This window comes from Aminipila sp. (genome assembly GCF_032051575.1).
GTDB lineage: Bacteria > Bacillota > Clostridia > Peptostreptococcales > Anaerovoracaceae > Aminipila.
The window spans coordinates 99,484-123,434 of sequence record NZ_DAMBYD010000011.1; the positions used below are offsets into that span (position 1 = coordinate 99,484).

The following is a 23,951-nucleotide window of genomic DNA, read 5'->3' on the forward strand; positions in this document are numbered from 1 at the left end:
GAATTCTGTCCCTTTCTTTATTAAAACATCATGCCGTTTATAACCTGCTCTATTAAAAGCAGTGCCCCTTTTATTCCTATATGTGTTTTAGGGATTACATCTATATAACCCATGGTTGGTAAAGAGATTTCTATGCCGCTAAAACTCAGTTCTCTAAGTTTTAACTTTGCTATGGTATTAGCATTAGCAAATACCAGTTCACTATTGGTCTCTAAAATGTTGTTTTGAAGTGATTCCTCCATACTGTGAATCTTTAGAAATTCTCTCAACTTTATCTCCATATTTCCGGAATCACACTGAGCATTTAATATAGATATGCTTTCTGCCACCATGCCAAAATACTCTACAAGGAAAGTTACATAGCTATAACACTCCGACCAATTTCCTTCCACTGCAAAGGGCACACCTTTTGGAAGACCGGTTAATGAATTTAATCTGGATAAATATATATATGCCCGGGCTCTTGCTTTTTCACTTTCCTCCAAAAACTTTTCCATACCCTTATAATCCGTTTCTAAAAATCTGCAAATATCTTTCATGAAACTCTCAACCGCTTTAAATCCCACGGGCATCCCCTGGCACAGGTAACAAGGTGTTCCAAATTCCTGCTTTAGATACTCTGCTATATTTAGTCCGTACTCTGCATTTATAACAATATTTAAATCTGCACTTCCTACTTTCTTTATACTTTCCATGGTTAAGTCACAGGATAAAACTGCATTTACTTGAATACCGCACATATTTAATAGACGTTTCAATTCTTGTATGTCTCCCTCAAAGTGTTTATGTATGATGGAGATTCCAATAAGATTCACAATTTTTTTATGGCTCTTACCCGGCTTTTCTTTGCCTGTTTCTTGCTTTATCCACCCTCTTTCCAAGAGCTGGGTGAACAATTGTATTAATGAATATTCAAACCCCTCACATACTGTCTTTGAATAGCCAGGTGTCTGGATAAATACGCAGGGAATATTTTCACACAGTTCTTCTGCTATTCCCTTCAGATCATCACCAATTAAAGATGCTCCCGGTGAATTAACTATGCAGATTATATCAAACTCCATATTGTTCTTAAAAAAAGTTAAGGCTTCTACAATTTTATCTTTGCTTCCATACACGTAATCTCTTTTATCCAGATAGGTACACGGGACTCTGAGTTGCCCGAAATACCACTTTTCAGGATAGTTTAAGGGATCTAGTTCTAACTGCTTTGTATTTTGATTATCTGAAGTTGCAGAATGATAGAACTTGCACCCTGTCGGTCCATTGATTAAAACGATAGCTTTAGAAATTCCTTCTAGTCCAAAAACAATGCCTGAGAAACTATCTGGTGTAATATTTTTTAAATAATCGTTCATCTTTTTTCCATTCTCCCTGTAAATCTAATTTTATTAAAGATGCCCATCTTTCTACCATGCTGCACCCTGAAAAGAAACCTGCATCCGGGCACATAGGTATGGTATCGGTTATGCAGTTTTTATATGCTTTACCGGACTCATAATTAGACAATAAAATATCCGGTTCATATTTTTCTATATCGCTCTCCCGGTTTTCCTTGTCATAATTTTCTTCTATGACAAAACTAGGATTCAATTGAGTCCTAAATCCCTCATCCTGTGAAAAGTTGAGTATACATACTTTTACAATTATAATTCCTGCATCAATGGCCGCCGTCAGTATCCAGTCAAGACTATGATTATATGTAATAATCATAAGTCTTTTGCCTTTTAACGTATCTTTAATAGTTTTCATTCTTTCCTTATAAACGATTGTATTTTCTTCAACTATTTTCGCCGCTATGTCCCATTCTCCCATTACTGTACTTATTTCTTTAAGCCACTCTGCAGTTTCAGCAAATCCCACAGGAAATTGCTTGTCAAAAAATTTACAGCCATATGTTTCTTTAAAGAATTTTTCCAGAATCATACCAGTATAGTCTTTATATGCAAGTAGATTCAATTCAGCCCTACAGAAATTTTTCAGTTTGTCAAATGTTGTATTACAAAGAAACCTACAGTTTACTTTTACATTCATTTGCTTTAAATATTCTTCAATAACTTGAAAATTACTTTCTGTATTTTTTGCAACAACCTTTTCAAATACAATGTTTACTATTTTTTTCTCCGGTTTAATGTTTCTATCTATGATCTGAGTTGCCAGTTCAGTATAGCATAAGAGCATGCCTTGTAAATAATCTCCTGACAAATTTCCATCAGATTTTACCGTAAGTATTGGCGTATCTTTATCTGCTAAATCTTTTACTTGATCAATGTCATCCCCTATAATCCCCGCTGGGCATGAGCTGATAATTATGATAGCCTTAGGTTTTTCTTTTTTTATATCTTTGATCTTTTCAATAAGTTTTTCCATACCCCCAAAAATCATATCGGTCTCGTTCATTTCTGTGCATTGAAAATTAGGTGATATGGAAACAGGCATCAATGATCCCCGTTCAAAAAGTCTACGTCGGCCTGAGGAACTAATACTTTGATAGGACAAATAGGCACAGTTCTTAGGAGCATGTGCCAATATTACGGCGTCCTGGATATGGATGCTCATAGTCATAGCCCCATTAAATGCACAGCCATGCAGAGGCTCATTTCTTATAACATTCTTTGACAAATACCGGTTTAATGATGTAGCCTCATCTACGGCAGAATGTTTTTCTTTTTGCCCTCTTATACGCTGTTGTTTTAGGGGTTCTTCCATTTCCTCTGAATTACATTTACTGAACTGGTTTCTGTCGTCCCCTTTTACAGTCTGGTAAATAACGGATTCCAGTTCATCATCTGTAAGCGGGTTTGCTTTATACATTGGAACACCCTCTATTATATTTCTGCTTAAAGACTTAAAGATTTCATCAATCTTCTTTTCTTCATGATTAATATCCGCCCCTTCATTTACAACCATTTTACGAGAAATAAGTTCTGCAACCGTAATATTTTCTCTTTCCGCCTCTGCAAAGACATTGCTTCTTGGAATTTTAGCACAAATTGGCAGGCCAACTGCTGCTGCAAAGGCATGAACTTTTCTGTCTTCATCTTCAATATTACGGGAGTTGTATAACAGTCCCGCAACTCTGGGCTTTCCACTGTCATAATTCTTTATGCCCCTTAGGATATTATTGGCTGCATACATAGCCATATATTCCCCTGAGGTCACTAAAAATATAGTGTCTGCATACTCTCTTCTAATGGGGACAGCAAACCCCCCGCATACGACATCACCCAAAACATCGTACAGAACTATTTCATAGTCCTTCTTTACCTGAAACTGCTCCAAAAGTTCAAATGATGTAATAATTCCTCTTCCTGCACATCCAACTCCCGGCTCAGGTCCTCCTGCTTCCACGCATCCTATAGAACCATATCCCTCAAACAATATGTCTTCTCTTTTATAATCTAACGCTCCTGTTATTTTGATATAGTCTAAAATGGTTGTTATCCTTCTCCCATTTAGCAAAAGTCTGGTTGAATCATGCTTTGGATCACACCCAATTTGTAATACTCTCTTGCCTGAGTCAGCAAGTGCCGCTGATATATTTGCACTGAGAGTAGATTTCCCTATACCACCCTTTCCATAAATTGCTATTTCAGTTTTCATTGTTACCTCCATACTTGCTAAAGACTTATTGGTTTTGGGTTTTGGGTTTTGCTATAAGCAATCTATAAAATATCTATTCTTACATATCTGCCGTCAAAAATCGGAACACCTGGATTAAATTCAACAGGTTTCCTAAAAAGTGGTCCATCACATACAAACGTATGGTATTCTCCGTTCTCACCGCATGCATCCACACCCTCAGACTTTAGCTTTAAAACCAGTTCTCTAGTCAACTGTTTTCCTATGTATTTTGCATCCATTTTTTCTGTATCTACAACGGTGATGTACGTTATAAATCCACTGTCTATAAAGTCATAAACCACCTGTTCTCTTGATTTCTTCCAAAGAGGAAGCAGTGGCTTCAAATCTGCATTTTTACATCGATCTGTGTTCCATGCTAGATGATCTTCTATATCTATATCTCCAAATACACAGATTTCTGCACCTTTAGCTCTTTCCTCTTTTAACACTCTTTCAAAGTTCATTTCATAATCTTTCCCTGACGTTATTATTAACCTTATGGGAATTTGTAATGAATCCGAAAGCCTGTCTATCATATTTTGGCCAATGCCATGAAACCACGTTCTATCCTTGTCCTCATTATATGTCATAATTAAACTTTGAGGTTCAAACCCCATGTCAATTGCTTTATATATAGCTAACGTGCTGTCTTTGCCACTACTATATGCCGCCGTAAATTTTGTATTTTTTTTCAATTCCACTCGCCTCCATTATGATAAATTTTCGTTATAAAGCTCCAAACAATCCTGCTCGTTAACACACAAAAACTGTAACATTACTGTTACAGCCGTTTTTCTGCAATTATTAATTTTTGTGAACACTGTGGATACACCATCCTGTTCAAGTCTTCTGAATGACCCGTCGAAAACTTTAGAAATTTATGCAGGTCTTCTGGCTCATGGGTCATCATTCCCTTCAACCTTCCCAAGCTAATAGCTCAGTGGTTTGTCATTTATGAGGATTAAAGCCTCACAAATACAATCTGATGGAACTCTTCATATACAGCGGCGGGGACCGCGCAGGACTTTTACCTGCTTCCCTCTTAGTCTGCCATATAATAAAAATAACCAACTTTTATCCAGGACAGAACATAAATTTACTATTTAATTGTAATCTTTATGCTATCATTTTCCCCATTAACTGTCAATATAAACTGTCTATAGGTAAAAAGTGTATATACTATAAACTATGTAGTCGAAAACGCAATTTGCCCATTTACAGTTGGACGAGAAACTGGTTATTTACTGGTTATAAATCAACTCTGCACTTCCATAGGGCATAGACTTTTCAAAATACAAGGCAATCTTTGAATCTTTGGATACGTGAATCTTTGTATCCCATAATCCTTCTTCCGTTTCCATAATTTGCTCCCCGATTAGCTCTAAAGAATCCGGAAACCAAATTTCATCTATATAACTGTCCCCAAAAGCCCACTCTCCAATTTCCTTCACCCCTTCTTTTATGATAATGGTATCAGCCACAGTAAAAGCAAATGCTCCCTGGTCTATTTTCTCAACAGTACCTGGTACAATCACTTTTTTTAAATTGACACCATGGTCAAAATCCCATGATAGCGCAGATTCATATATTTCAGTAACACCTTCAGGAATCGTAATTTCAGTTTCATTCCCTACGTAAGCATAGAGAATGCTGTCTTTGATACAGAAACCATTCTCATCTTCAAAAGTGCGATAATACTGTTCTGTAGCATTTAAAGTTTGGGGAGTTGATTGGACGTCCCGTGCAAACAGAAGGATTACTAAAATTGCTAAGACTGCTATAAGCAAAGACCTTTTAATCATGCGATATATTCCCCCAAAGTGAAAGATTTGGACTACACAGGCAAAAGGTCAGGGACAAAGCCACTAAGACCGCTGTAGAGCCACAAATAATAAATAAAACCGTAGTACAATAAGATAATTTTATCAGCTTTAATAAAAATTTTCTATAATTAAGTCAAAATATATATTAAAAATCAATTATGCTCCAGTTGTTGTACACTTGTTGTCAAACCAAAATTTTAGCTCCCAATTCCAAAAACTAAAAAACCCTGAATCCGTTAGAATTCAGGGATGTTATCATGGTTGCGGAGTCAGGACTTGAACCTGAGGCCTCCGGGTTATGAGCCAATTGCTTGTACTTTTCACTTAATAGCATACCAGCGCACTTTTGCTCACTTTTCAACGTTTCCGCCGCTTTTCGTTTCCTTTTGATGCATTTTAATACTATCAAAACCGTAGCTTATTTGTCAATAGAATCCATAAAATAAGCTACCAAATAAGCCACGTTTATTGATGTAATAGTCGATATGTTGCTGGACCCTTATCGCCTTTCCTTCTTACACTGCAATCTCATAAGCCCGTTTATTTATTTCCATCATAAACATTTTACTAATCGTTTTATTTATATGCTTTGCAATAATTACAAATATTGTTTAATTGCTAATTGTCTGTTCTAAAATGAGATAATATTGTACACTTGCTTTAAAATCTTGAATATTAAAATCTTAGTTTTCCTCTCCATTTCTACTTTTATTTCATCACTTATTAATTCTCTGCCACTATCTTGTTTTAATCTAATTATTTTATCCAAATATTTTTGAACATCTTCATCAAAATCTATTAATTGTTTATTACCATCTCCTCTATTAATATTAAATTCACAATCCTTCCATAATTTTTCAATATACTTATTTTGGTTTTTCATCAAGCACTCTTTAACTGCTTTTTCATTATCTTGATCAAGATTAGAAAAATATATTGTCAAATCATCTATGGTTTTTTTATCAATAGGCAGCAGTAGATATAAATCTTGCTTTATGTACTTGAATTTGGATTGGGAATAAAATAGCTCATTCCCCATATCAATCATAGGCACACTTAGCTCTTCAAACTCTTTTATTGCAGGCATACAAAAATAATCAAACTTGTACATAGTAAAGAAATCCATACTATTTGAACTCAGTCCATCGTGTTCGTATTTGACTATGTCATGTAGAAAATAGTCAAATATCAATTCATCTTTACATTGTATAGTAATGTTTTTCTGATTTGTACATTTCATATTAATTAGTAGTTTCGAATTTTCTCTTTCAGTAGATCTAATAATGTCCAGATTTGTAATGGGACATAATGATATAACTTTATGCTGGTCCTCCAACCCCCATATATAATTCAAATTCAGGTAAATGTTATCATTATCAAAATACTCAAAAGCATAAATAATATTTTCCACTTCATCATCATGATATAAATGTCCAAACTCGAAAGTTTCATTAAATTTTGCAATATCCGAATAACTATAGTCCGTAGATTTAATGTAGTAATTCCCTATAGCTGACATAATCGTTCTATATTTTTTATCATTTAAAATATCATTATGCCCGTAGAACAGATGGTATAGATAGATTTGTTCTACGGGAATGTCAGCAAATATTTGATGATATCTATTTGCACCAATTGTTAGATTCTTTAAATCAGAATAAATTTTATGGCTTTCCCAAATTGCTCCTCCTGCCTCATATCCAAATGATGAAAATGCCTTAAGCAACTCTCTTCCTTTATTCTCTTCAACTTTATCAGATTGATTAAGACTAAAAATATCTATAATTAAATTTTGAATTTTTTCGCTTCCCTGCTCTTCCATTAAATATGATTCTTGCTTCTTTAAAATCAGAAATCCAATTGCCTTTACAAAAATTTCTAACGCAAGTTCTTTAAAATCCTTTTCTTCAAATATAATATTTAATTTTCTATATAAAAGGTCTTTGGTTTCGTCATCAATTAGTCCTTCCTTTAAATACTCACTAAATTTACTCCATATTATTTTTATTTCGGGATCTAATTTCTCCCTTAATTCATTATATTTTGCAACACTATTATTTTTTTCCATCGATTTTAATATTATCAAGTATAATCCTTCAAATGCCGCAGAAATCATTCTTTTTAATATTTCAGGGAACTCTCTTTTAGCTCTTTCAGTAACCTCATCACGATTAATTTTCAAATATTCTGAGGTGTTATCAAAAGAAAAGTCAATACAAACTGCGGTTCCTCGCAAAATATTCTGCATAAGTAAGTTCCTTAATTCTTCTGAATGAATAACTATGCCTTGGTACGAACAAAACATTGCTTTTTCCCTATCAATTTCTTCAGATAATAGCATATCGAGATTATGGCCGTTGATGTAATCAAATACTTCTATCTCCATACAATATTGTTTTTGTCTTTTAAAATAGACATTAACTATATATTTATCAAGTAACTCTATTGAAACTCCTACTTCTTTCCCACCCCATAATAATATATCTTTTGGTACACCATTCAAATTTGATGTTTTTGGTTTCTCATTTACTCTACCAAAATAGTAATCATAGTTTTGCATTAGGTTAATCCTTTCCAATGTACATATCCTTTTAATACAATTTGATATTCAGTTTAAACAATTTACCATTGTAAGTCCCATTTAGATAGCTGTTTATTATTCTTCCATAATAATTTGACTCATTGCATTCATAATCTATATATTTAGGATTTTTATCAATCTTTTCAGGATCAACGAAAATAAAAGTTTTTGTCCCAGTTGGAAGTAAACCAAAATCATTTTGTAGCTCATTATATTCTACCCAGCCTTTATGACTACTTGAGTGAACAACAATCTCATTTATTCCCTTATTCTCTAGCATAGATTTTGTAACAAAAATCACTTTTTCAGAAACCATAAAAGCTGAATGAATACCAATCCCAAAACTTCCTGTTGGTTTAAGGATTTGAACTATACCTTCAGTAGCCTTGTCTATCTCTTGACAATCGGTATGCGTACCGGGTATTAATATCCTTTTATTAAGTACTTCTTCTGAAATTCCAATTCCGAAATCTTCAAAAATTACAACTACTTTATTTGAACAACTTTCCATTTTCTCTTTAATAATTTTCTTTTTTACGTCCTCGTTTAAATTTGAATTAAATATATTGGAATCCATTTTTGATAAAATGGTTCTAATTTTAATAATTTGTAAATCTATGTCACCATCATCTTTTTCTAGAATTTTATCTAGTTTTACTTCCTCTAAATTATTAAAATTAATATTATGGAAATCAAACACATACACATTTATTGGTAATTTGGAAATTTTACAATTATGCTCTCCATTTAAAATTTCCTTTGTTAAACTTAGCTGATAGTCTTGTTTTGTCAAATTTAAACTATCTTCAACCTTTTTTTCTTGACAGATTTCTAACCAAAGTTTGATTTTTGAAGCATCAATACAATTCTGTAAGTACTCACGCAAAAAAGCTAGCGAATCGTTGTAAATACTATATCCTGTGATTAATTCAAATGCCTTTTTGTCATCAATTCGCATATTTATGTTAACTCGACAATATTGTTTTGTGCTACCTTGCTTCACAATTCTAATATCAACGTGTGGAGCTCTAATATTCCAGTTTTCAGGAATAAATTTGTAAATATTATCTCTAAAATTTGTAATTTCAAGTTGAATCCAGTCGCACCATTCTCTCATGCTACGTACAACCTCTTCTTTAGAGCTTTGCGCTTCTATATAAATTTCCGTAGGAGAAATTAGAAATTTTTTAACCGAGTGATGCTTTTCGTAGTGTATGAGACTATCAGAGCTAAGAGGATAATAATCTTTCACAAGCATTTCATTATATCTATTTGAATCCAAGTCAAGAAGATCTCCTATACGAAGTAAAAATGCTAAAAATCTAGGATGTATTTCTTCGTTAAATATTCCTCCATCCCTTATCAGTAGTTCATCAATTTCAGAAATACTTCTTTGATGCATCCACACTATCTCTGAAAGAAGCACTTCAATTCTATCCGGGAAAATGTTATTTGGATTTATGTTTATCTCATCTCTCTTGAATCTATCAATTATGATAGACGAGCTACGTGCTCCATGGCTTGATCTATTAAATTGGGCCACTAACCGATAAATACTAATCGCACATTTTATTGTCCAAGAATTATCATCTTTATTTGATTTTATAATAGCTATTTTCTGTTCCTCTAAATTAGTTTTTTCAGCTAAAATCTCTTGCGTTACATTTTTTACATCTTGCTCAAATTCCTCACTTTTTTTGGCTTTCTGTAAAAATGAATTAAACTCGTTACTAACGATAAGGTTCATTACTTCATTATAATCCAACGCCATTGAATAATCATGTAAGTACGCTGATAATAAAATAAGATAAATATCTGTGGCCGAAAGGCACTCTATTCCTTTGTCTCCAAGCAACCTTTCTATTGAAATAATAATTCTCTCCGAATGACTTTGGTCATGCTTGCTATACTGAAAATAAAACCATTCAACGTGTTTTAGTTTCTCACAGATCAAGTTTTTATTATAGCAATAAATCTCCCAAAGCCTTTTATATCTCTCATTTTCTTTTCCTAAACTTTCTAATTTCTTTTCTAAGGTTAATTCATACATTTCTTTATCTCCAAAATTTATTATAGTTCTATTTTTGTAACAATAACCGGTACCGCTTTAATTCCTACGCATTTGGCTATAGTCAACCTATGCTTTCCATTTCCACCTATAAAATATTCACCTTCATATTCTATTACTTCTGGTAACCCATAAAGTTCATCGCAATATTTTATGGAATACAAAAATTTTTCAAATTCTTCTTTGTTTTTATATAAATCAAAATTTATTTGTTTATGTAAACCTAGTAAACATTCTAACCAATTACTTTTCCCTATTGAATCCGTTCTATACCAACCTACCAACTTATCTAAGTCAATTATCTTAAGGAATGGTTTTAAGTTTTCACCTTTATATTCATGAGGTATATTGCACTGCTTGCAATGCGTATTAATAAGTTCTTGCTTTCTATCATCGTCAACACAAATGCTTGACAGTTTTTCCTCTAATGATGTATTAGGACTAATGCTTTTAAATTGCTTAACCATTTCATGTAATTCTTTCATTGTCACTCCTACATATATCTATCTGGTATAAATCTTATATCCCTCAATTTCAATGTATCTAGTTTGTAGGCCACTACTACTTCTATAGATTCATTAAGCATCTCTTAAAATTGGCCCACTCCTCCCCATGAAAAACCCTCCGACAAACGGATGTAATACTTTCAAGCGTATATTTAAAACTTACTAAAACTCTTCCACCCATATTGCCTTGCTTCGTTGCAAACAACTCATCCCCACCAATATAACGCTTGGTGTATTTTTGCATATTCCTTTTCTGTATTATACCTGTTGGTTCCTTTTTCCATATCAGAAGACATATCTACCAGTACAAAATAAAAATTTTGGTAATTTAAAAGCATATCTTTATATTTATCAATATATCTAGGGTTTCTTTTCCAAGATTTTGTTCTTAGTCCACTAATATATTGGCATGATTTGCATTTATGGATATTAAAACTCACACTATATTCATTGTTCCTTCTTCTTGCAGGGTATTTATCTGTACACCCTTTGCATTTAGAATCATCTTTTGTAGATAGTATATAAAGTGCACTACTTATCTCACCATATATGTTTACAGTTTGTGCAACTTCAAGACATATTCTTTTTCCCTCTGTATTCTCAGCCCATAATGCCCAAACTCCGGCTTTACTATATTTTTTTTCTAAAGAATACTCTTCTCCACACCATTCTACATTATATAAAGCAATTATTTCTTCCTTCATATATCTAAGCATCCCTTCTTTTTTGTAAAAGAAATTCATCTATTCATATTTAGATTATTTCGTAAAACTCTATTGAAATGAGTTTAAAATGATACCCGAGCCTCTGCTTAGTTACAGATTCTACTTTACTATTACATTTTAATTCTCACTATTGCTATTATCTGATTTTATCTAACTGTTTTTCTAATTAATCTTACTCTTTGATACTATATAATTCAACAAAATATTTGTTTTTCTGTTAAATAAATACAGAGTTTCTTCAGTAAATTTCAACCTCGACAATTATTTGTTACTAGTATGATTTATCATTTTATGCTTTACATTTTAGATTGCCTCCTTAAGATTCCCTAATGAAATCGTATACAGATATAGATAAATATAATACAAAACGCATCCATTCCTGAATGCGCTTTACACCTGTATATTTTATTTTTGAATTTTTATGCTATCAAGGTACTCTCCAATAAACCCAAGAATATCTAATAAATGATTTCCACAATAATCAAAGGTTCCATCATCCGCTCCTCGAAATTCAGCTGTAAATTTGTTGTATTTTCTCGCTTTCTTCAAAATGTAAGTAGGTATTTTTTTCAGGCCTTGCTTATCACTTTTTACATAACAATCAAAAATAATTGTCAAATATGCCTCTACGACTGCTTTTGCTTCGTTGACATCAAAGCCTTCTGGTATATCAAATATTTGACTTTCTTCATCGTAGCAAACACCAAAAAAGGTCAAAGCCTTAGCATCAAACTCAGGGTAATCACTTATTTCCTTAGGTATAAACTTATATAAATCCTCAATATTAATCTTCATGTTTTCTATCTCCTTTTAATAAAAATTTGTTTATAAATCCTTTGTAAATTACATCAAATTATTTAATTTGTATGGCATTTATCTTTTCAAAAATAAAAACAAAACAACGCAATGAAAGATTTTCAATTAATACTTTAAATTTTTCTTTTATTGCGTTGCATAGTGCTAACCCCTTTATAATTTTGCAGAATAAGCCCCGATGTGTTAGACACTTTTTAGCTTTTACTTTTTACATTCTTTAGCTGTTCCTCTCTTAAAAATTCTTGCAGGACCTCAATATCTACCCTGTATGTCTCTCTTTCTGAACCAACTTTTAATGCTGGATACTCTCCGTTTGCAATTTTTTTGCGCAAAAATCTGTGTGGTAAACCTGTGATTTCGCACGCCTCTTTTATTGTTACTGTCTTCATATATTACCCCCTATATCTCAAAAAATAGAGAAAGAGCCTTTATCCCTTCTCTTCATAGATAAAAACTCCTTCTTTTTTTAAACTTCTTATAATTAATTATACTGCATTATGATTGCCAAAGTCAAATTTCACTGCATTTCAAATAAACTTTCTTATAAATTTTAAATTATTTCATATAAATATTGTTTTATCTTTTCTTTCTTTGGAACAGTAATCCTGTTTATTTTTCCGTTGAATAATTGCTTTTCGTCCCATGCGTATCCTCTTTGATAATCAGGAATTCTATAAAGACTATCTTGAAATAAATCAGCGATAGATTTTAAATTGCTTAGAGCCATTTATTGTTCCTCCTAACAAACCATTTTTTTCTAATTATATCATATAGTCAAAAAATAAACCTACCATATGTAGCAGATTTATTTTTACAATAATACTCCCATTTTTTCAGAGACAGTTTTTTAAGTCTTTCTCTTATTCTCTTCTATCATCAGATTCATATAATTAAGTATATAGTCAATATCACATTCACTGTTATAACTTACATTATTTTTGAGTAGTTCTACGCATTTTGCTTTCATATCAGCAGAATCAATGGCAATTGAAATATACTGAAAAACGAAAATCATAAAACTTGAAGCAATTTCAAATATCTTATTAAACTCATATGTTCTTACAGCCTGACCTGAGTCTGTGCTTACTGAGAAACTTTCCATCATTGCTTTCATGGTCATTATTTTACTTGCAGAGGGTTTCTTTACTAATTCATCGAATAATTCGGTTAGACTTGGATATTGTCTAATTATTGATGAGGAATAATATCTCGTTTTACCGATGTACTTGTCCATAAATTTGATTACTTTAATACTACATACTTCGAATTCATTTATAGGACAAGAATCTAACACGGATTTTAAGAATAGGGTGTATGCTGATGAGAACGTTTTATAGTCTGCATTTTTACACATCTCCAAGAATGGATTAATCCCATCAATTCCTCGTTCTTTATAAAGTATAAACATATCCTCAGAATCAAAACTCAGAAAACCAAACCCTAAATCTCTCATTTGTGCAATGGTTAGTGCTACTTGTCTTCTGAGTTCTGGATTGTTCTCCTTGAAAAAAAAGAATAATGTGTTGATATCAATAATTTCATTAAGTTTATACTGTTGACTAACAAACACCTCTGTATTTAAAAACGGTATATTTAATGTTCTTGAAAGAGTTATACAATCTTGAGTATCATCATGGAATACTTCATCACGTTTCTCTTTACTTCTTATTGCTTCATCAACTGGCAACATTTTAATTTTAGGTGACTTAATCAAGTATTCCAATACTTTTTTAGCATTTAAAGAAAAAATCCCGGATTTTATTTCATTTAAGTGAATCATTGTTGACGTAGGGATTATTATCTGCTCAAAAATATTGAGTAAATCAATTGAATTTACTGAGGATAGAATTATTAACGTAGTAGTATCAACAATAATTTCATTCCTAATAAATTCCACTTTGCTCTTTATTTCTTGTATGTCTCCTCGCGAAATTGATTTTTTAGTAAATGGATAATGTGACATATTTATTATGTCCTCTATTCCCTGCCCTACAATCTTATTGTATACCGAGATTCCTATTAAGCCATCACTAAAATAGTTATTAAACAGTGTTAAATCTCTTCTACCCCCTACTGCCTCTTCCAGCTTTGCTAGAATTTCTTCGCCTGTATCACTATCTAAATGCTGTATAACTTTGAACCATTTGGGATTTGGATTCTTTGAGTAATATTCTCCCATGTATTTAAATGCTACTTCAGCTCTATTGTTATTCATATTAAAAGCTGTATAGAATTGATGAAATGATGATTCAAGATTAAGTTCAATATTTTCAATAACAAAATCCAATTCTTCAAAAGCTTTATCAAGTTGGTTTTTCTCTTTTAATATCATTGCATGAAACATATAATAATACTCAGGATTATCTAGTTCCATTGGTTGTACTAATGAAAGATAAAATTCTGCTTTATGATAACCACTAACTTGAAGTTGCACCTGAACGGCTTTCATTAAATCATTATAATCGTTACTAATCTGGAAAAATTCATAATATGCGCTTGCTAATTCATCAAAATCATTCTTGAAAATATTGTAATTAATTTTCAGTATTAGACGATGCTTTGCCTCTAGAAATGACAAATTCGTAGACTCATATACTTTAAAAAATTCTTCATATTCTTTCTGATTCAAAAGATGAATCATCATTTGGAAGAATACTGAGGATTTATGAATTCCAATTATTCTGTATCTTCCTGAATTAACATTAGCGAAAAATTCATTTAAATCCTCATTTAAATCGTTATTGATAAAGAAAAACATCAGATCATAAAGAACAAAGCCATTTCTAGCAATCTTTGATAATTCTTTTGCTTCTCTAATAGCTTCTTTAGTTTCTCCTCTATCCATTAAAAATTGAATATAGTTAATCCTCATTACTTCATCTTCATGGGCTGAAAATCTCTGATAATATTCCATGAAATTTTCAAATTGATTTAATTCCTTAAGTGCTACTAAGAAAGTTAGTTTTAAAACTTTTTCGTCCTTATATTTCGACTCAAATATTGGAGTTAGTAACTCAACAACTTTATCGTATTCTTTTCTCTTTTCAAAGTAAAATACTTCATACTTAATTTGATGGTATTCATCTAATTTACTGAATAAGGTATCATCCTTAATACTGTTAAGTATCTGCGCTTCGACTATAAAATTTATGGATTCATCAGAAAGAAGATTAGAGAATTGAATATTCTCGTTATAAAGTTCTACTATCTTCTTGTTTTTGCCCATTAGTTCTAAGACACTTAGGTAAACTGAGAAGCTTAGATTAATAATTGTTTCAATTGTATCTTTATCTCTCGCTTCATATATCTTATCAAACATAACTTCTGCTTCAGCCATTTTAGTAAAATCAATTTTATCTAGTTCGATTATCCCATCTTCAGAGAATTCCTCAAATGAGATGAAATACTGACAAATAGCAATTCCTATCTCTTTCGATAATCCCCTTAAGTATGTGTTGGACTTAAAATACTGCCCTTTAGCAGTTTTGAAATCTTTTGATTTAAAAGCTATATCACCAAAATTAGCATGAACATTGGCAAAATCTTTAACACCTAATGGCTTCTTAAGTAATTCATTAATTTTTTCAACAGACTCTTCATACGATATTTGTCCTAGTGTAACACTCACAAGCAATTCTCCAGTAACTGCATTTAAATAATCTGGTTTAGCGTCAATTGCTTGTCTTAAATAAATTAGTGCTAATTCGTAATTATCTTTTCCGTACTCTTTTATTCCCATCAGATAATAGTATCGATAAATTTCTTCAATGTCTTTACCTAATGCTAAGATTTTATGAGACCAAAAATTAATAGCATCTTCCGTTGATTTATTATTAATATGACAATTTAACATTCCAATTAAAATAGAAAACATTTCATTCCTTGAATAATTGCTAAAAGATGGAGAATTTATTAACTGATCATATTTATTGATAGCCAAGGTAAACTTTCCTTCATTTATTAAATCTTCAATTGGTAAAATTGTCTCTCTAAGCTGAATTGATGAATTGGGATTAATAACAGATTCATACGCTTCTCTTAATTGCTGATTGCCTTCAACTTTTAATTCAAAATTATTGTTAACGGTTTTATGTATAGTATTTGCAATCTCATTATCTTTAATTATATTATCCCCACGCTCAGTTTCTTGGCTAACGAGTAGTTTTTTAGAAGGAAATAAGTCTTGTATCAGAGATAATAAATGGTTTTTTTTCATTCATTTTCCTCCCAAATTACTTAGACTTTTTATAGTCAGATTTGTTTACATTAACTTCGTTACCAATAGTGTTATTATTCATTGTATTGTTTCCTGTTTTAGTCTTTTGATTAATATTTAGTGTACTTTTTTTTGTAGCAACGAAAAATGCACTAATACCAATTATTACAGTTACCAAAATGCCTAAAAAAGCTTCATTACTCATTTTCGTTATCCTCCAAACTTTACATAAATATTATCAATTGAATAGTTTCAATACAACGAAAAAAGATTTAAATATAAACACTTTTTTCGTACATTCCACAGCTGGCCTTACGCCGACTAGCAGCCCTTCTGCAACATCTTTAAATATTATACCATATTCTTACGTTTTTGTTAATTAAAAGACGCCCTATTAAGAGCGCCCCTCCTATAATTATTCAACTAGATAACTTTCTGTTTTAACTTTTTCTTGTTTCCAATTCCCATCAAAATCAATAGGTTTGCCCACCTGATCTGGTGTTATAACTACTTTATAAGGACCTACTTCGCCCTCTTTTTCAATATCTGCTCCGCCATCGTATTGCAAAAAGTCACAATACTTGTATTTATTGGGGTTAGAGCTTATTTTGTGTTTATGATGTTCCATATGCTGCCATTCAAAATACCACCACTTTGATCCATAAACTTGATAAGTTCCCTCCTTATCAAAAGTTATTGTAAATTTAGACGAATCATTACTCAACACTGGTAGGTTATCATAATTTTTATATGTTTTTAAAAAAGGTTTGTTATTGTCATCATACCCGGATAGCTGGACTGATATTCGCCAATATTGGAAAATACCATCTTTTTCGTGTGCTAGTTCTAGTGCTTTTAATCCCGCATCATTATAAACATGAGGACTCTTTCCAGAACCTGCACAAGGCCCATTTTGTCCTCTCTGTGGTAATGCACATTTTACCTTAGTACTTTTACTATCAGGTATTGTAATGTCCTCAAAAGGTATAAGATCTTCTGTATTAGTTGGGAAAATTTCTGCTGGTTTAGTAGGCTCTTCGACAATTATTTCCCCTGGAGCAACAACTTTAACAGTTTTATTTACCTTGTTACTAATTGCCCCTGTGTTATCCATTACATATAGCTCAACATTATGAGTTCCCAAAATAGAGGTGTTTATAGAAACAGTAGTACCAGAACCCTCTATCACCTTTTTAACAGATTTTCCATTAGAATCCGTTACGGTCCAGAACTCTTTTACTATTTTACTAGGAGCAGGGACGATACTTATACTTTTTGCACTGCATTTATCTCCTTGCGTAACCCGGGACTTAACTTGAATAGCAGCTTGTAAGCCGCTTACTACTTGGATATGCTTATACGTAGATGGATATGCTTTACCAGTAGCCTTATCAGTTGCTATGACAGATAAAATATATTCCCCTGGAGCGCTAGATGAAAAAGTAGTTGTTCCTGGAGCTGTTATCGCGTTAAACGCTGCCGCATTTGGGAATCCAGCAATTGTATTACTTGTTCCATACGGGATATAGCTTTTAGTCCATTTATAGCTTAATATTTTTCCTTTTGGATCTACCCTGAAGCTAACGTTACCTTTTTGGTTTATAGCAAGTGGCGTATCAACGTTTAACGTAATCACTGGACCATTTTCTGTTACCGCAAACGTCTTATACACTGTAGCCGTTTGCCCATTTGAATCCGTTACTGTGTATTTTACTTGATAGCAATTTGACGGAGTCGCAGGAGTTATAGCGAGTTTGTTACCTGTTTGTTTCTGTTTACAAGAACTTGAATTTGTGATTTGCAGCTTTTGAGTCTTTATTGTTGCCCCGGGAGCTAATTTAGCTATCCCAGTTATCGTATAACTCTTGCCTACCACCATTCCTGCTGGTACAACGATACTAAGACTTGGAGCTACGAGAGCAGGCTTACCGACCGTAAAAGACTTTTGTGCAGAATGTTTTATCGTTGTATTAGTAGAACAGGCCGCCTTTCCTTTTTCACTTGGATGATCTATTCGATATGTTATGCTTCCCGTTACACGTATAGTATAATTGCCTGGAGTTATGCTGGAAAATTTAAAAGTTTTCCCAGATCCTTTTGAAACTTCTTTACCGTCACAGAAAACTTGAGTATAAAATGATCCTCCAACTTTTTTAAATGGTGTTTTTTCTTTATGAACGCCAAAATTCAAATAGCTGTTGTACGTCCCTGACGATTTATAATCAGACGCGGAACTTACTACTGTAGAAGCTGTTCCTTGCCTTTTATAGCTAAAAGATACGCTTTTAAACGCTTCGTTTAGCGCATCACTTGCTCCATGTGCTACTTCATCATTTCTTTCAGATATTTTGTTTGAACTGGTACCTGTTCTTCCCATAGCAAAAGCTTGGCAGGGCATCAATAGCAAAATTAAAACTATAGCTAATATTTTATAAAATTCATTTTTGAAATTCATCTTCATTTCCTCCTATCTATATTTCCAAATATGTTAAATATTCACTTATATATACTACATTAATGCTACCATTTTCAATATTAAAAGTCTAATTTTACTGTTTCTTTGGACTAAAAGCTGTAGGGTATAAAGCTTAAATAAAATAAAAAATGTTTCAGCGCCAGGATTCGACATATAATGACTTACTCTTCTGGTAAAATGTGTATGCGCGTAAAAAAAAATTGTAATTGCAATTCACTGTACAATTATCAAGAAGAAATGAAGTAACTGAAAAACTACGAAAAACGTTAAAATAAAATAGGCGTTGATGTTCGGCAAAAAGGAGGATAAATGCGGTATGAATGATAAAAATCCTAATAAAGGATTAAATAAAATAACAAAATTACTAATAATAGCTGTTATCTCTGTTGTTATTTTAGCTGTTATTAGCTTAGGATTTACGATATTGACAATGAAAGGCTTTGGAGAACAAAATAGTAAGACAACCACAACAATTTCAAAGTCGATTATTGAACGGTCACTTTTTTAAAAGGGTTTATAGAATCATTTTGAAAAAGTAGAACTATTTTCAAAAGGAGTTAAGGAAATGAACATAAAAAAAATAATAAGTTTTTTAACAATTTTAGCAATTGTTTTTGCTTCCAGCACGGTTTGTTTTGCTGGAAATTCGATTAATGAAACTCAAAATATAACACCAACTAGTTATATAAAATATATGCAGGACAAATTAAGTTCCGCAAAACATTCAAAAGATGCAGCAGCTATTGCTATTGCAGAATCAAATATTAGTAAGTTTAAATCCCTGTCTAAAGAAGAACAACAAAAATTCATTAATTATATATCAGACCCAACATTAATGAAAAAAGCGATAAATAATTTAAGCGATTTAAGTACAACTGCAAATGAAAGCACTTCACTGAAAAATGGTGATATTTGTATAACTTCAGAATGTTTAGATTCTTCAAGTTTAAAGTCAAGTTTAAAGGCTAGTAACGGCGCTGAAAAAACATACACAATTTCATATCAACCAAAAATGGAAGTTCTGGGTATTACGATATTTGAAACAATCAATACTCTTAAATACAAAGGGACTAGTAAAAAAGTTACATCCATCACTAGTTTTAAATCATATGTCGCAGTAAATTATAATCCATTTGCAGCAGCAGACTTCAAGAATAAATCAACAGAAATTTCAGATAATGCTGCCGTTGCATCAATAGACGTCGTATTCTCTTGGTCATATAAAATAGGAGAGATTGTAACGGGCTCTTGTAGATCTCATGTTATAGGGTTCCCTGGTGGTGAAAGCCAGACTTGGACGGAACAATTGAGTGGTTTTGGAATGTAATGTTTGTTTAACATTTCAATAATTTTTTATTCTCCAACTAAAAATACTCGTTTTCTTCTTGAATATGTTTTAATACTGCAATGTCTTTTTATTCAGACATTGCAGTATAAAATAAGCTAATTTCCACTTATCTTACTTTTTATTAAATAAAGCATTGTACATAAAATTCGCTTCTTTCCAAATACCTATAAATTAAGAATTATTTAAAAATATAATCCTTAAATGTTAAGCAAACTTTTATATAATACACTTCTCTAAGGCTTTTAGCCTTTTTTAATGTGCATCCACAGCGCTTATTTTATAAATCCCACCAACTGGCAATAATTCGAAAGTTGTGTAACAATGCACAATATCTCCAATTTTCTTAAATCCATTATTTTTTATTGAATCTTCATTATTACAATGTGTTAATGTTTGATCATATTCTACTGTAGCTAAAGCGTGTCCATTAGGTAGCATTACTACCCTAGGGACTGTAAAATTTGTTGAAGTATATGCCATTTCGTCTGCAATATGAGTATTCTTCGTGTAGTTTATGTCATCATTTTCATTAACTAAAGCTTCAACCAAACCTTCTGAATATAAGCCATACTCTTCATCGCCCGTAATAGTTTCCCAGCTTCTGTTTCCTGTTAAATCTGCCCACTGTGTAACAACATCAGAGACCGCCACTACTCTAGGATCGTTTTTGTGGATTTGTGTAACTTTACCATCTTTATCAGATTCTCCGTATCCCTGGTAGCTGTCTACAAGAGGACCATTAATCTTAAACGTTTGTCCGTCTGCTGTAGTTACAACTTCCATATCTTTATTGCCGCAGCCTATAAAACTAAATGCTAAAACTAATGCCATCAATAGCACTAAAAAATTCTTTCTCATTTTTTTACCTCCTTCTTGCGAAGTATTGAGTTATCCAATACTCAATTTGCTGCGATTGCGATCTTTTCTCCGCTTCACATATCTCTTCCAACTGCGATTTATTTTCGGTGCTTATCCTGATATGGATGTCCGCGTCTTTTTTGACTTTATCTTTTGCCATTTGGCTACCTCCCAAATATATCGGTGAGGGACCCGCCCCATTACAGGGAGGCTTACTCCTCATCCTCATCCTCGTCCTCGTCCTCGTCTTCATCTTCATCTTCATCTTCATCATAGTCACGGAAATACTCACACAGATCACACTCTTCCGTTTTTTCAAGATACCAATGATATTCCGTGTTAAATGTCCAGCTGTCGTCTGTAAGTACCCAATATGCATTCAGGAAGTAGTAAACTATGTTGGTACCTTCTGCTTTTTCTTCGCGGAAGTGTGCCCAGAAATCCACCTTATATCTTCCGCCCTGATTTGTTTTCAAGCCGTTCTTTTTAAGGAAATCATGTATCTCGTCTTCAAGAGTGGTTTGCTCGTTTCCTTCAAACGCGATCTTTTTCATTTTTTCAATATTCTTTTTCATGGTTCTTACCATCCTCTCAATACCCTTCGCGGGCCAAAAAACTAAAATAGGAGCTTTTTACATAATCACAACCACCGCACGCCCCTTTGGGCTGCGTGGTCAAAATTATAAAAAAACTCCTTCTTCTTTGAAAAAAGCATAAGCATCAAATGCTTATAATATATTATACCACATATTGGATACCTATGCAAGTTTTACTATATACTTTTTTAAAAAAATTGTTGAAATTTAAACGTTTGTAATTTTACTTTTCGTAACAACGAGTTATAACGAATTACAACTCGTTGTTATGATTTGTAACGAGTTGTAAAAAGGTGTATACTATATATACTTTTAATAGTAAAAAAGGGGGATTAGAAAATGAAAACAGAAGAAGATTTATGGGAGATTGTGCAGAAAAAATTAGACCAAAAATATCCTCCTGCGGAACAGGAGGAGGAACAGGCGGGCACCGACGAATCTGACGCTATAATGGATATGCGGATTAAAGAGGGTATAAAGTTATTGTTAGAAGAGAAGCGCAAGGCGGGAATGCCGGTGGCAGGGTACGATATGGCTACCAAAAAAGCGTATGTAGAATATGCTGATGGACGAAAAGAATATGTAACGAATATTTAGAGGGCTTACAGGCCCTCTAATTTTACATTCTAGCTATTTTATGCGCTCTACATACTCTGCTATCGTCCTTTGGTATCCGTGTCCTAAAAGCTGCGAAGTCTCTCCAAGAGCTTGTTTTTCAGCCTTTTCGAAGGGAATACCCTCATCCAAGTAACTCTGTAATTTTTGCTCATATTGCTCTTGCGCCCACATTTTGCGTACAGAATGGCAGCTGGTTTTGTGGGCTGCGTACTCGGGATGTCCCGTTTTTATCAAATTTTCGGACAGCAAATTTGATACGCTGCCGAGCCGCAAGTCCACCACTTTAGCCATTGGATTTTCAACCTTTACGCCGATTTCTTTGGATTTTTCGATTATTTTTATATATTGTTCTTCTGACAGCGGTATATCTCTGCTTCTTCCACCCTTGCTATCCACAATATGTATTACCCCATGCTCTATATCAAAATCCCTAATCTGTAATTTTATAATTTCGGATTCGCGAAGGCCAAATTCCCTCCCCAATTCTACTCCCAATTTTCCCCTCGTGCCGTCTTTCATGTTGTCGTGGGCATCACGCCAATGTTCGTCTTGCATTCGCAGCGAGCGCAATTTCTCGCCATCTTGTGGGAGTTCGTTCTTTTTAACCTGCCAGTCTGTATTTATTCCAAAATTTATATTAATCAGATGGGAAATTTTATCCAATGATTGGCTGTATGTGTTTACTGTGTTGCTATTGCAATTTCCATCGTTAAATCTATGTTTGGACTCTAGATACTCTTTTACTATAGGTTGGTCTATCTGCCTTACGTATTTAATATCTTGGTAATTTTCTTTTATAAAATCTGCAAAATCGTGGGCAGTATCTAATAATCTAGTTTTTTCGTTATAGCTGTATACACTGTCTTTCAAATCCTGAGTTTTGTCAAACTTTATAGCGCGTTTTGATATTCCCCCATCATCACCGAAAGATTTATCAATACTACTTGACATTTGATAAAATATATTTGCCATTTTGATTATTTCCTTTCTCGGATTTCGCCGCCTGATGCGGCGTTTTTTAGCGTGCGTTGCCTGAGTGCAACGCCATATGTATTTTGGGTGGCGCTTGAGGCGCCACAGGAGCCGGCGAGTTTACAGCGGCTCGCCGAAGTTCGGGTCGAAAGAGTGACCCAAGGATAAGCTTGACTACCGCATTAAGTCCGAAAGGGTTTCGTTTTTGGGTACAAAAACGAAACCCTTTCGGACTTAATGCGGAGCGGAAGACATGGGGGGAAGGAGTTGCCCCGTCTCACTGAAGGGGACGAGGCCATATGAGACCTCCATCGCTGCTCACGCCCGCCTCCGGAGAGACGGACGTTCACACCGGCATCGCCCTGATGGCGTGCCTGCGCTTATAGCTTGGAGGAGGATTTACTTGTAAAGGTTCATTTGCGTTTTTTCGGGCCTAGCCCAGAGATTACAATAAAATAATCTCTAAATAAATGTACCTGAAGATATACATCTCGTGTACAGCATCGCCCCTGACCGCAAAATCCTGAGCGCCAACTATTCTGCAATGCAGAAAAAACAACGATTTAGCAATAACGGATAGTTTTTTAATCTCCCACAACAATCCGGGAAAGGAAAAAGGAGAACACCCCATTTCCTATTTTTACTACAACTACAGGCTCTTTACGGTGCCTTTATACGGATATTAAAAATCCAGCACAAAGCCTATAATCAAACCTCCTTCTTT

Annotated in this window: 21 protein-coding genes and 1 riboswitch; of the genes, 3 read left to right on the forward strand and 18 right to left on the reverse strand. The window is 33.2% G+C overall.

Annotation, left to right across the window (positions count from 1 at the left end):
- Positions 1–20: 20 nt before the first annotated feature.
- The 14 genes from RTW14_RS15180 to RTW14_RS15245 all read right to left on the reverse strand — a co-directional run bounded on the left by RTW14_RS15180 (position 21) and on the right by RTW14_RS15245 (position 18,814).
- Positions 21–1,358 carry a nitrogenase component 1 gene (locus tag RTW14_RS15180; RefSeq protein WP_312652932.1) on the reverse strand — a complete coding sequence of 446 codons (1,338 nt, stop codon included), beginning with the start codon at positions 1,356–1,358 and terminating at the stop codon, positions 21–23.
- Entirely contained in the window at positions 1,324–3,603 is a 2,280-nt protein-coding gene (locus tag RTW14_RS15185) for a nitrogenase component 1 (RefSeq protein WP_312652934.1), read from the reverse strand. Before RTW14_RS15185 ends, RTW14_RS15180 begins: the two co-directional genes overlap by 35 nt.
- Positions 3,604–3,665: 62 nt before the next feature.
- Complete coding sequence (locus tag RTW14_RS15190; protein ID WP_312652936.1) at positions 3,666–4,319, reverse strand: diphthine--ammonia ligase; 654 nt, start codon at positions 4,317–4,319, stop codon at positions 3,666–3,668.
- 169 nt (positions 4,320–4,488) lie between these two features.
- Positions 4,489–4,702: riboswitch (cobalamin riboswitch) on the reverse strand.
- A gap of 163 nt (positions 4,703–4,865) precedes the next feature.
- Complete coding sequence (locus tag RTW14_RS15195; RefSeq protein WP_312652938.1) at positions 4,866–5,426, reverse strand: leucine-rich repeat domain-containing protein; 561 nt, start codon at positions 5,424–5,426, stop codon at positions 4,866–4,868.
- Positions 5,427–6,078: 652 nt separating this feature from the next.
- Positions 6,079–8,007: a hypothetical protein gene (locus RTW14_RS15200; protein WP_312652940.1), complete on the reverse strand. Its 1,929-nt coding sequence runs from the start codon at positions 8,005–8,007 to the stop codon at positions 6,079–6,081.
- A 31-nt stretch (positions 8,008–8,038) separates the two neighbouring features.
- A complete protein-coding gene (locus tag RTW14_RS15205) occupies positions 8,039–10,078 on the reverse strand; it encodes an HD domain-containing protein (RefSeq protein ID WP_312652942.1) in 2,040 nt (679 codons plus the stop codon).
- A 20-nt stretch (positions 10,079–10,098) separates the two neighbouring features.
- Positions 10,099–10,581, reverse strand: a complete 483-nt coding sequence (locus RTW14_RS15210) for a hypothetical protein (RefSeq protein ID WP_312652944.1) — start codon at positions 10,579–10,581, stop codon at positions 10,099–10,101.
- A 227-nt stretch (positions 10,582–10,808) separates the two neighbouring features.
- Positions 10,809–11,306: a hypothetical protein gene (locus RTW14_RS15215; RefSeq protein WP_312652946.1), complete on the reverse strand. Its 498-nt coding sequence runs from the start codon at positions 11,304–11,306 to the stop codon at positions 10,809–10,811.
- A gap of 426 nt (positions 11,307–11,732) precedes the next feature.
- Positions 11,733–12,122: a hypothetical protein gene (locus RTW14_RS15220; RefSeq protein WP_312652948.1), complete on the reverse strand. Its 390-nt coding sequence runs from the start codon at positions 12,120–12,122 to the stop codon at positions 11,733–11,735.
- Positions 12,123–12,337: 215 nt separating this feature from the next.
- Complete coding sequence (locus RTW14_RS15225) at positions 12,338–12,532, reverse strand: excisionase family DNA-binding protein (RefSeq protein ID WP_312652950.1); 195 nt, start codon at positions 12,530–12,532, stop codon at positions 12,338–12,340.
- Between the two features lie 161 nt (positions 12,533–12,693).
- Positions 12,694–12,870: a hypothetical protein gene (locus RTW14_RS15230; RefSeq protein WP_312652952.1), complete on the reverse strand. Its 177-nt coding sequence runs from the start codon at positions 12,868–12,870 to the stop codon at positions 12,694–12,696.
- Positions 12,871–12,990: 120 nt separating this feature from the next.
- Complete coding sequence (locus tag RTW14_RS15235) at positions 12,991–16,359, reverse strand: tetratricopeptide repeat protein (RefSeq protein ID WP_312652954.1); 3,369 nt, start codon at positions 16,357–16,359, stop codon at positions 12,991–12,993.
- A gap of 16 nt (positions 16,360–16,375) precedes the next feature.
- On the reverse strand, positions 16,376–16,564 hold the full coding sequence (locus RTW14_RS15240; protein WP_312652956.1) for a hypothetical protein: 189 nt from the start codon (positions 16,562–16,564) through the stop codon (positions 16,376–16,378).
- Between the two features lie 210 nt (positions 16,565–16,774).
- Positions 16,775–18,814, reverse strand: coding sequence for a hypothetical protein (locus RTW14_RS15245; RefSeq protein WP_312652958.1), 2,040 nt, complete (start codon positions 18,812–18,814; stop codon positions 16,775–16,777).
- Positions 18,815–19,151: 337 nt separating this feature from the next.
- On the opposite strand from RTW14_RS15245, the gene RTW14_RS15250 reads away from it, so the two are divergent.
- Positions 19,152–19,343: a hypothetical protein gene (locus RTW14_RS15250; RefSeq protein ID WP_312652960.1), complete on the forward strand. Its 192-nt coding sequence runs from the start codon at positions 19,152–19,154 to the stop codon at positions 19,341–19,343.
- 57 nt (positions 19,344–19,400) lie between these two features.
- Entirely contained in the window at positions 19,401–20,162 is a 762-nt protein-coding gene (locus RTW14_RS15255) for a hypothetical protein (protein WP_312652962.1), read from the forward strand.
- A 273-nt stretch (positions 20,163–20,435) separates the two neighbouring features.
- On the opposite strand, the gene RTW14_RS15260 is transcribed toward RTW14_RS15255, so the two are convergent.
- Genes RTW14_RS15260 through RTW14_RS15270 form a run of 3 tightly spaced genes read right to left on the reverse strand, consistent with a single transcriptional unit; the run spans position 20,436 to position 21,616 of the window.
- The gene (locus RTW14_RS15260) at positions 20,436–21,041 is read right to left on the reverse strand and encodes a hypothetical protein (protein ID WP_312652965.1); all 606 of its coding nucleotides are present in this window, start codon (positions 21,039–21,041) and stop codon (positions 20,436–20,438) included.
- A 4-nt stretch (positions 21,042–21,045) separates the two neighbouring features.
- Positions 21,046–21,201 carry a RepB family protein gene (locus RTW14_RS15265; RefSeq protein ID WP_312652967.1) on the reverse strand — a complete coding sequence of 52 codons (156 nt, stop codon included), beginning with the start codon at positions 21,199–21,201 and terminating at the stop codon, positions 21,046–21,048.
- 52 nt (positions 21,202–21,253) lie between these two features.
- Positions 21,254–21,616, reverse strand: coding sequence for a hypothetical protein (locus RTW14_RS15270; RefSeq protein WP_312652969.1), 363 nt, complete (start codon positions 21,614–21,616; stop codon positions 21,254–21,256).
- Positions 21,617–21,976: 360 nt separating this feature from the next.
- On the opposite strand from RTW14_RS15270, the gene RTW14_RS15275 reads away from it, so the two are divergent.
- Positions 21,977–22,234 carry a hypothetical protein gene (locus tag RTW14_RS15275; protein WP_312652971.1) on the forward strand — a complete coding sequence of 86 codons (258 nt, stop codon included), beginning with the start codon at positions 21,977–21,979 and terminating at the stop codon, positions 22,232–22,234.
- Between the two features lie 33 nt (positions 22,235–22,267).
- Here RTW14_RS15275 and RTW14_RS15280 read toward each other — a convergent pair whose 3' ends face one another.
- On the reverse strand, positions 22,268–23,227 hold the full coding sequence (locus RTW14_RS15280; protein WP_312652973.1) for a site-specific integrase: 960 nt from the start codon (positions 23,225–23,227) through the stop codon (positions 22,268–22,270).
- Between the last annotated feature and the right edge of the window lie 724 nt (positions 23,228–23,951).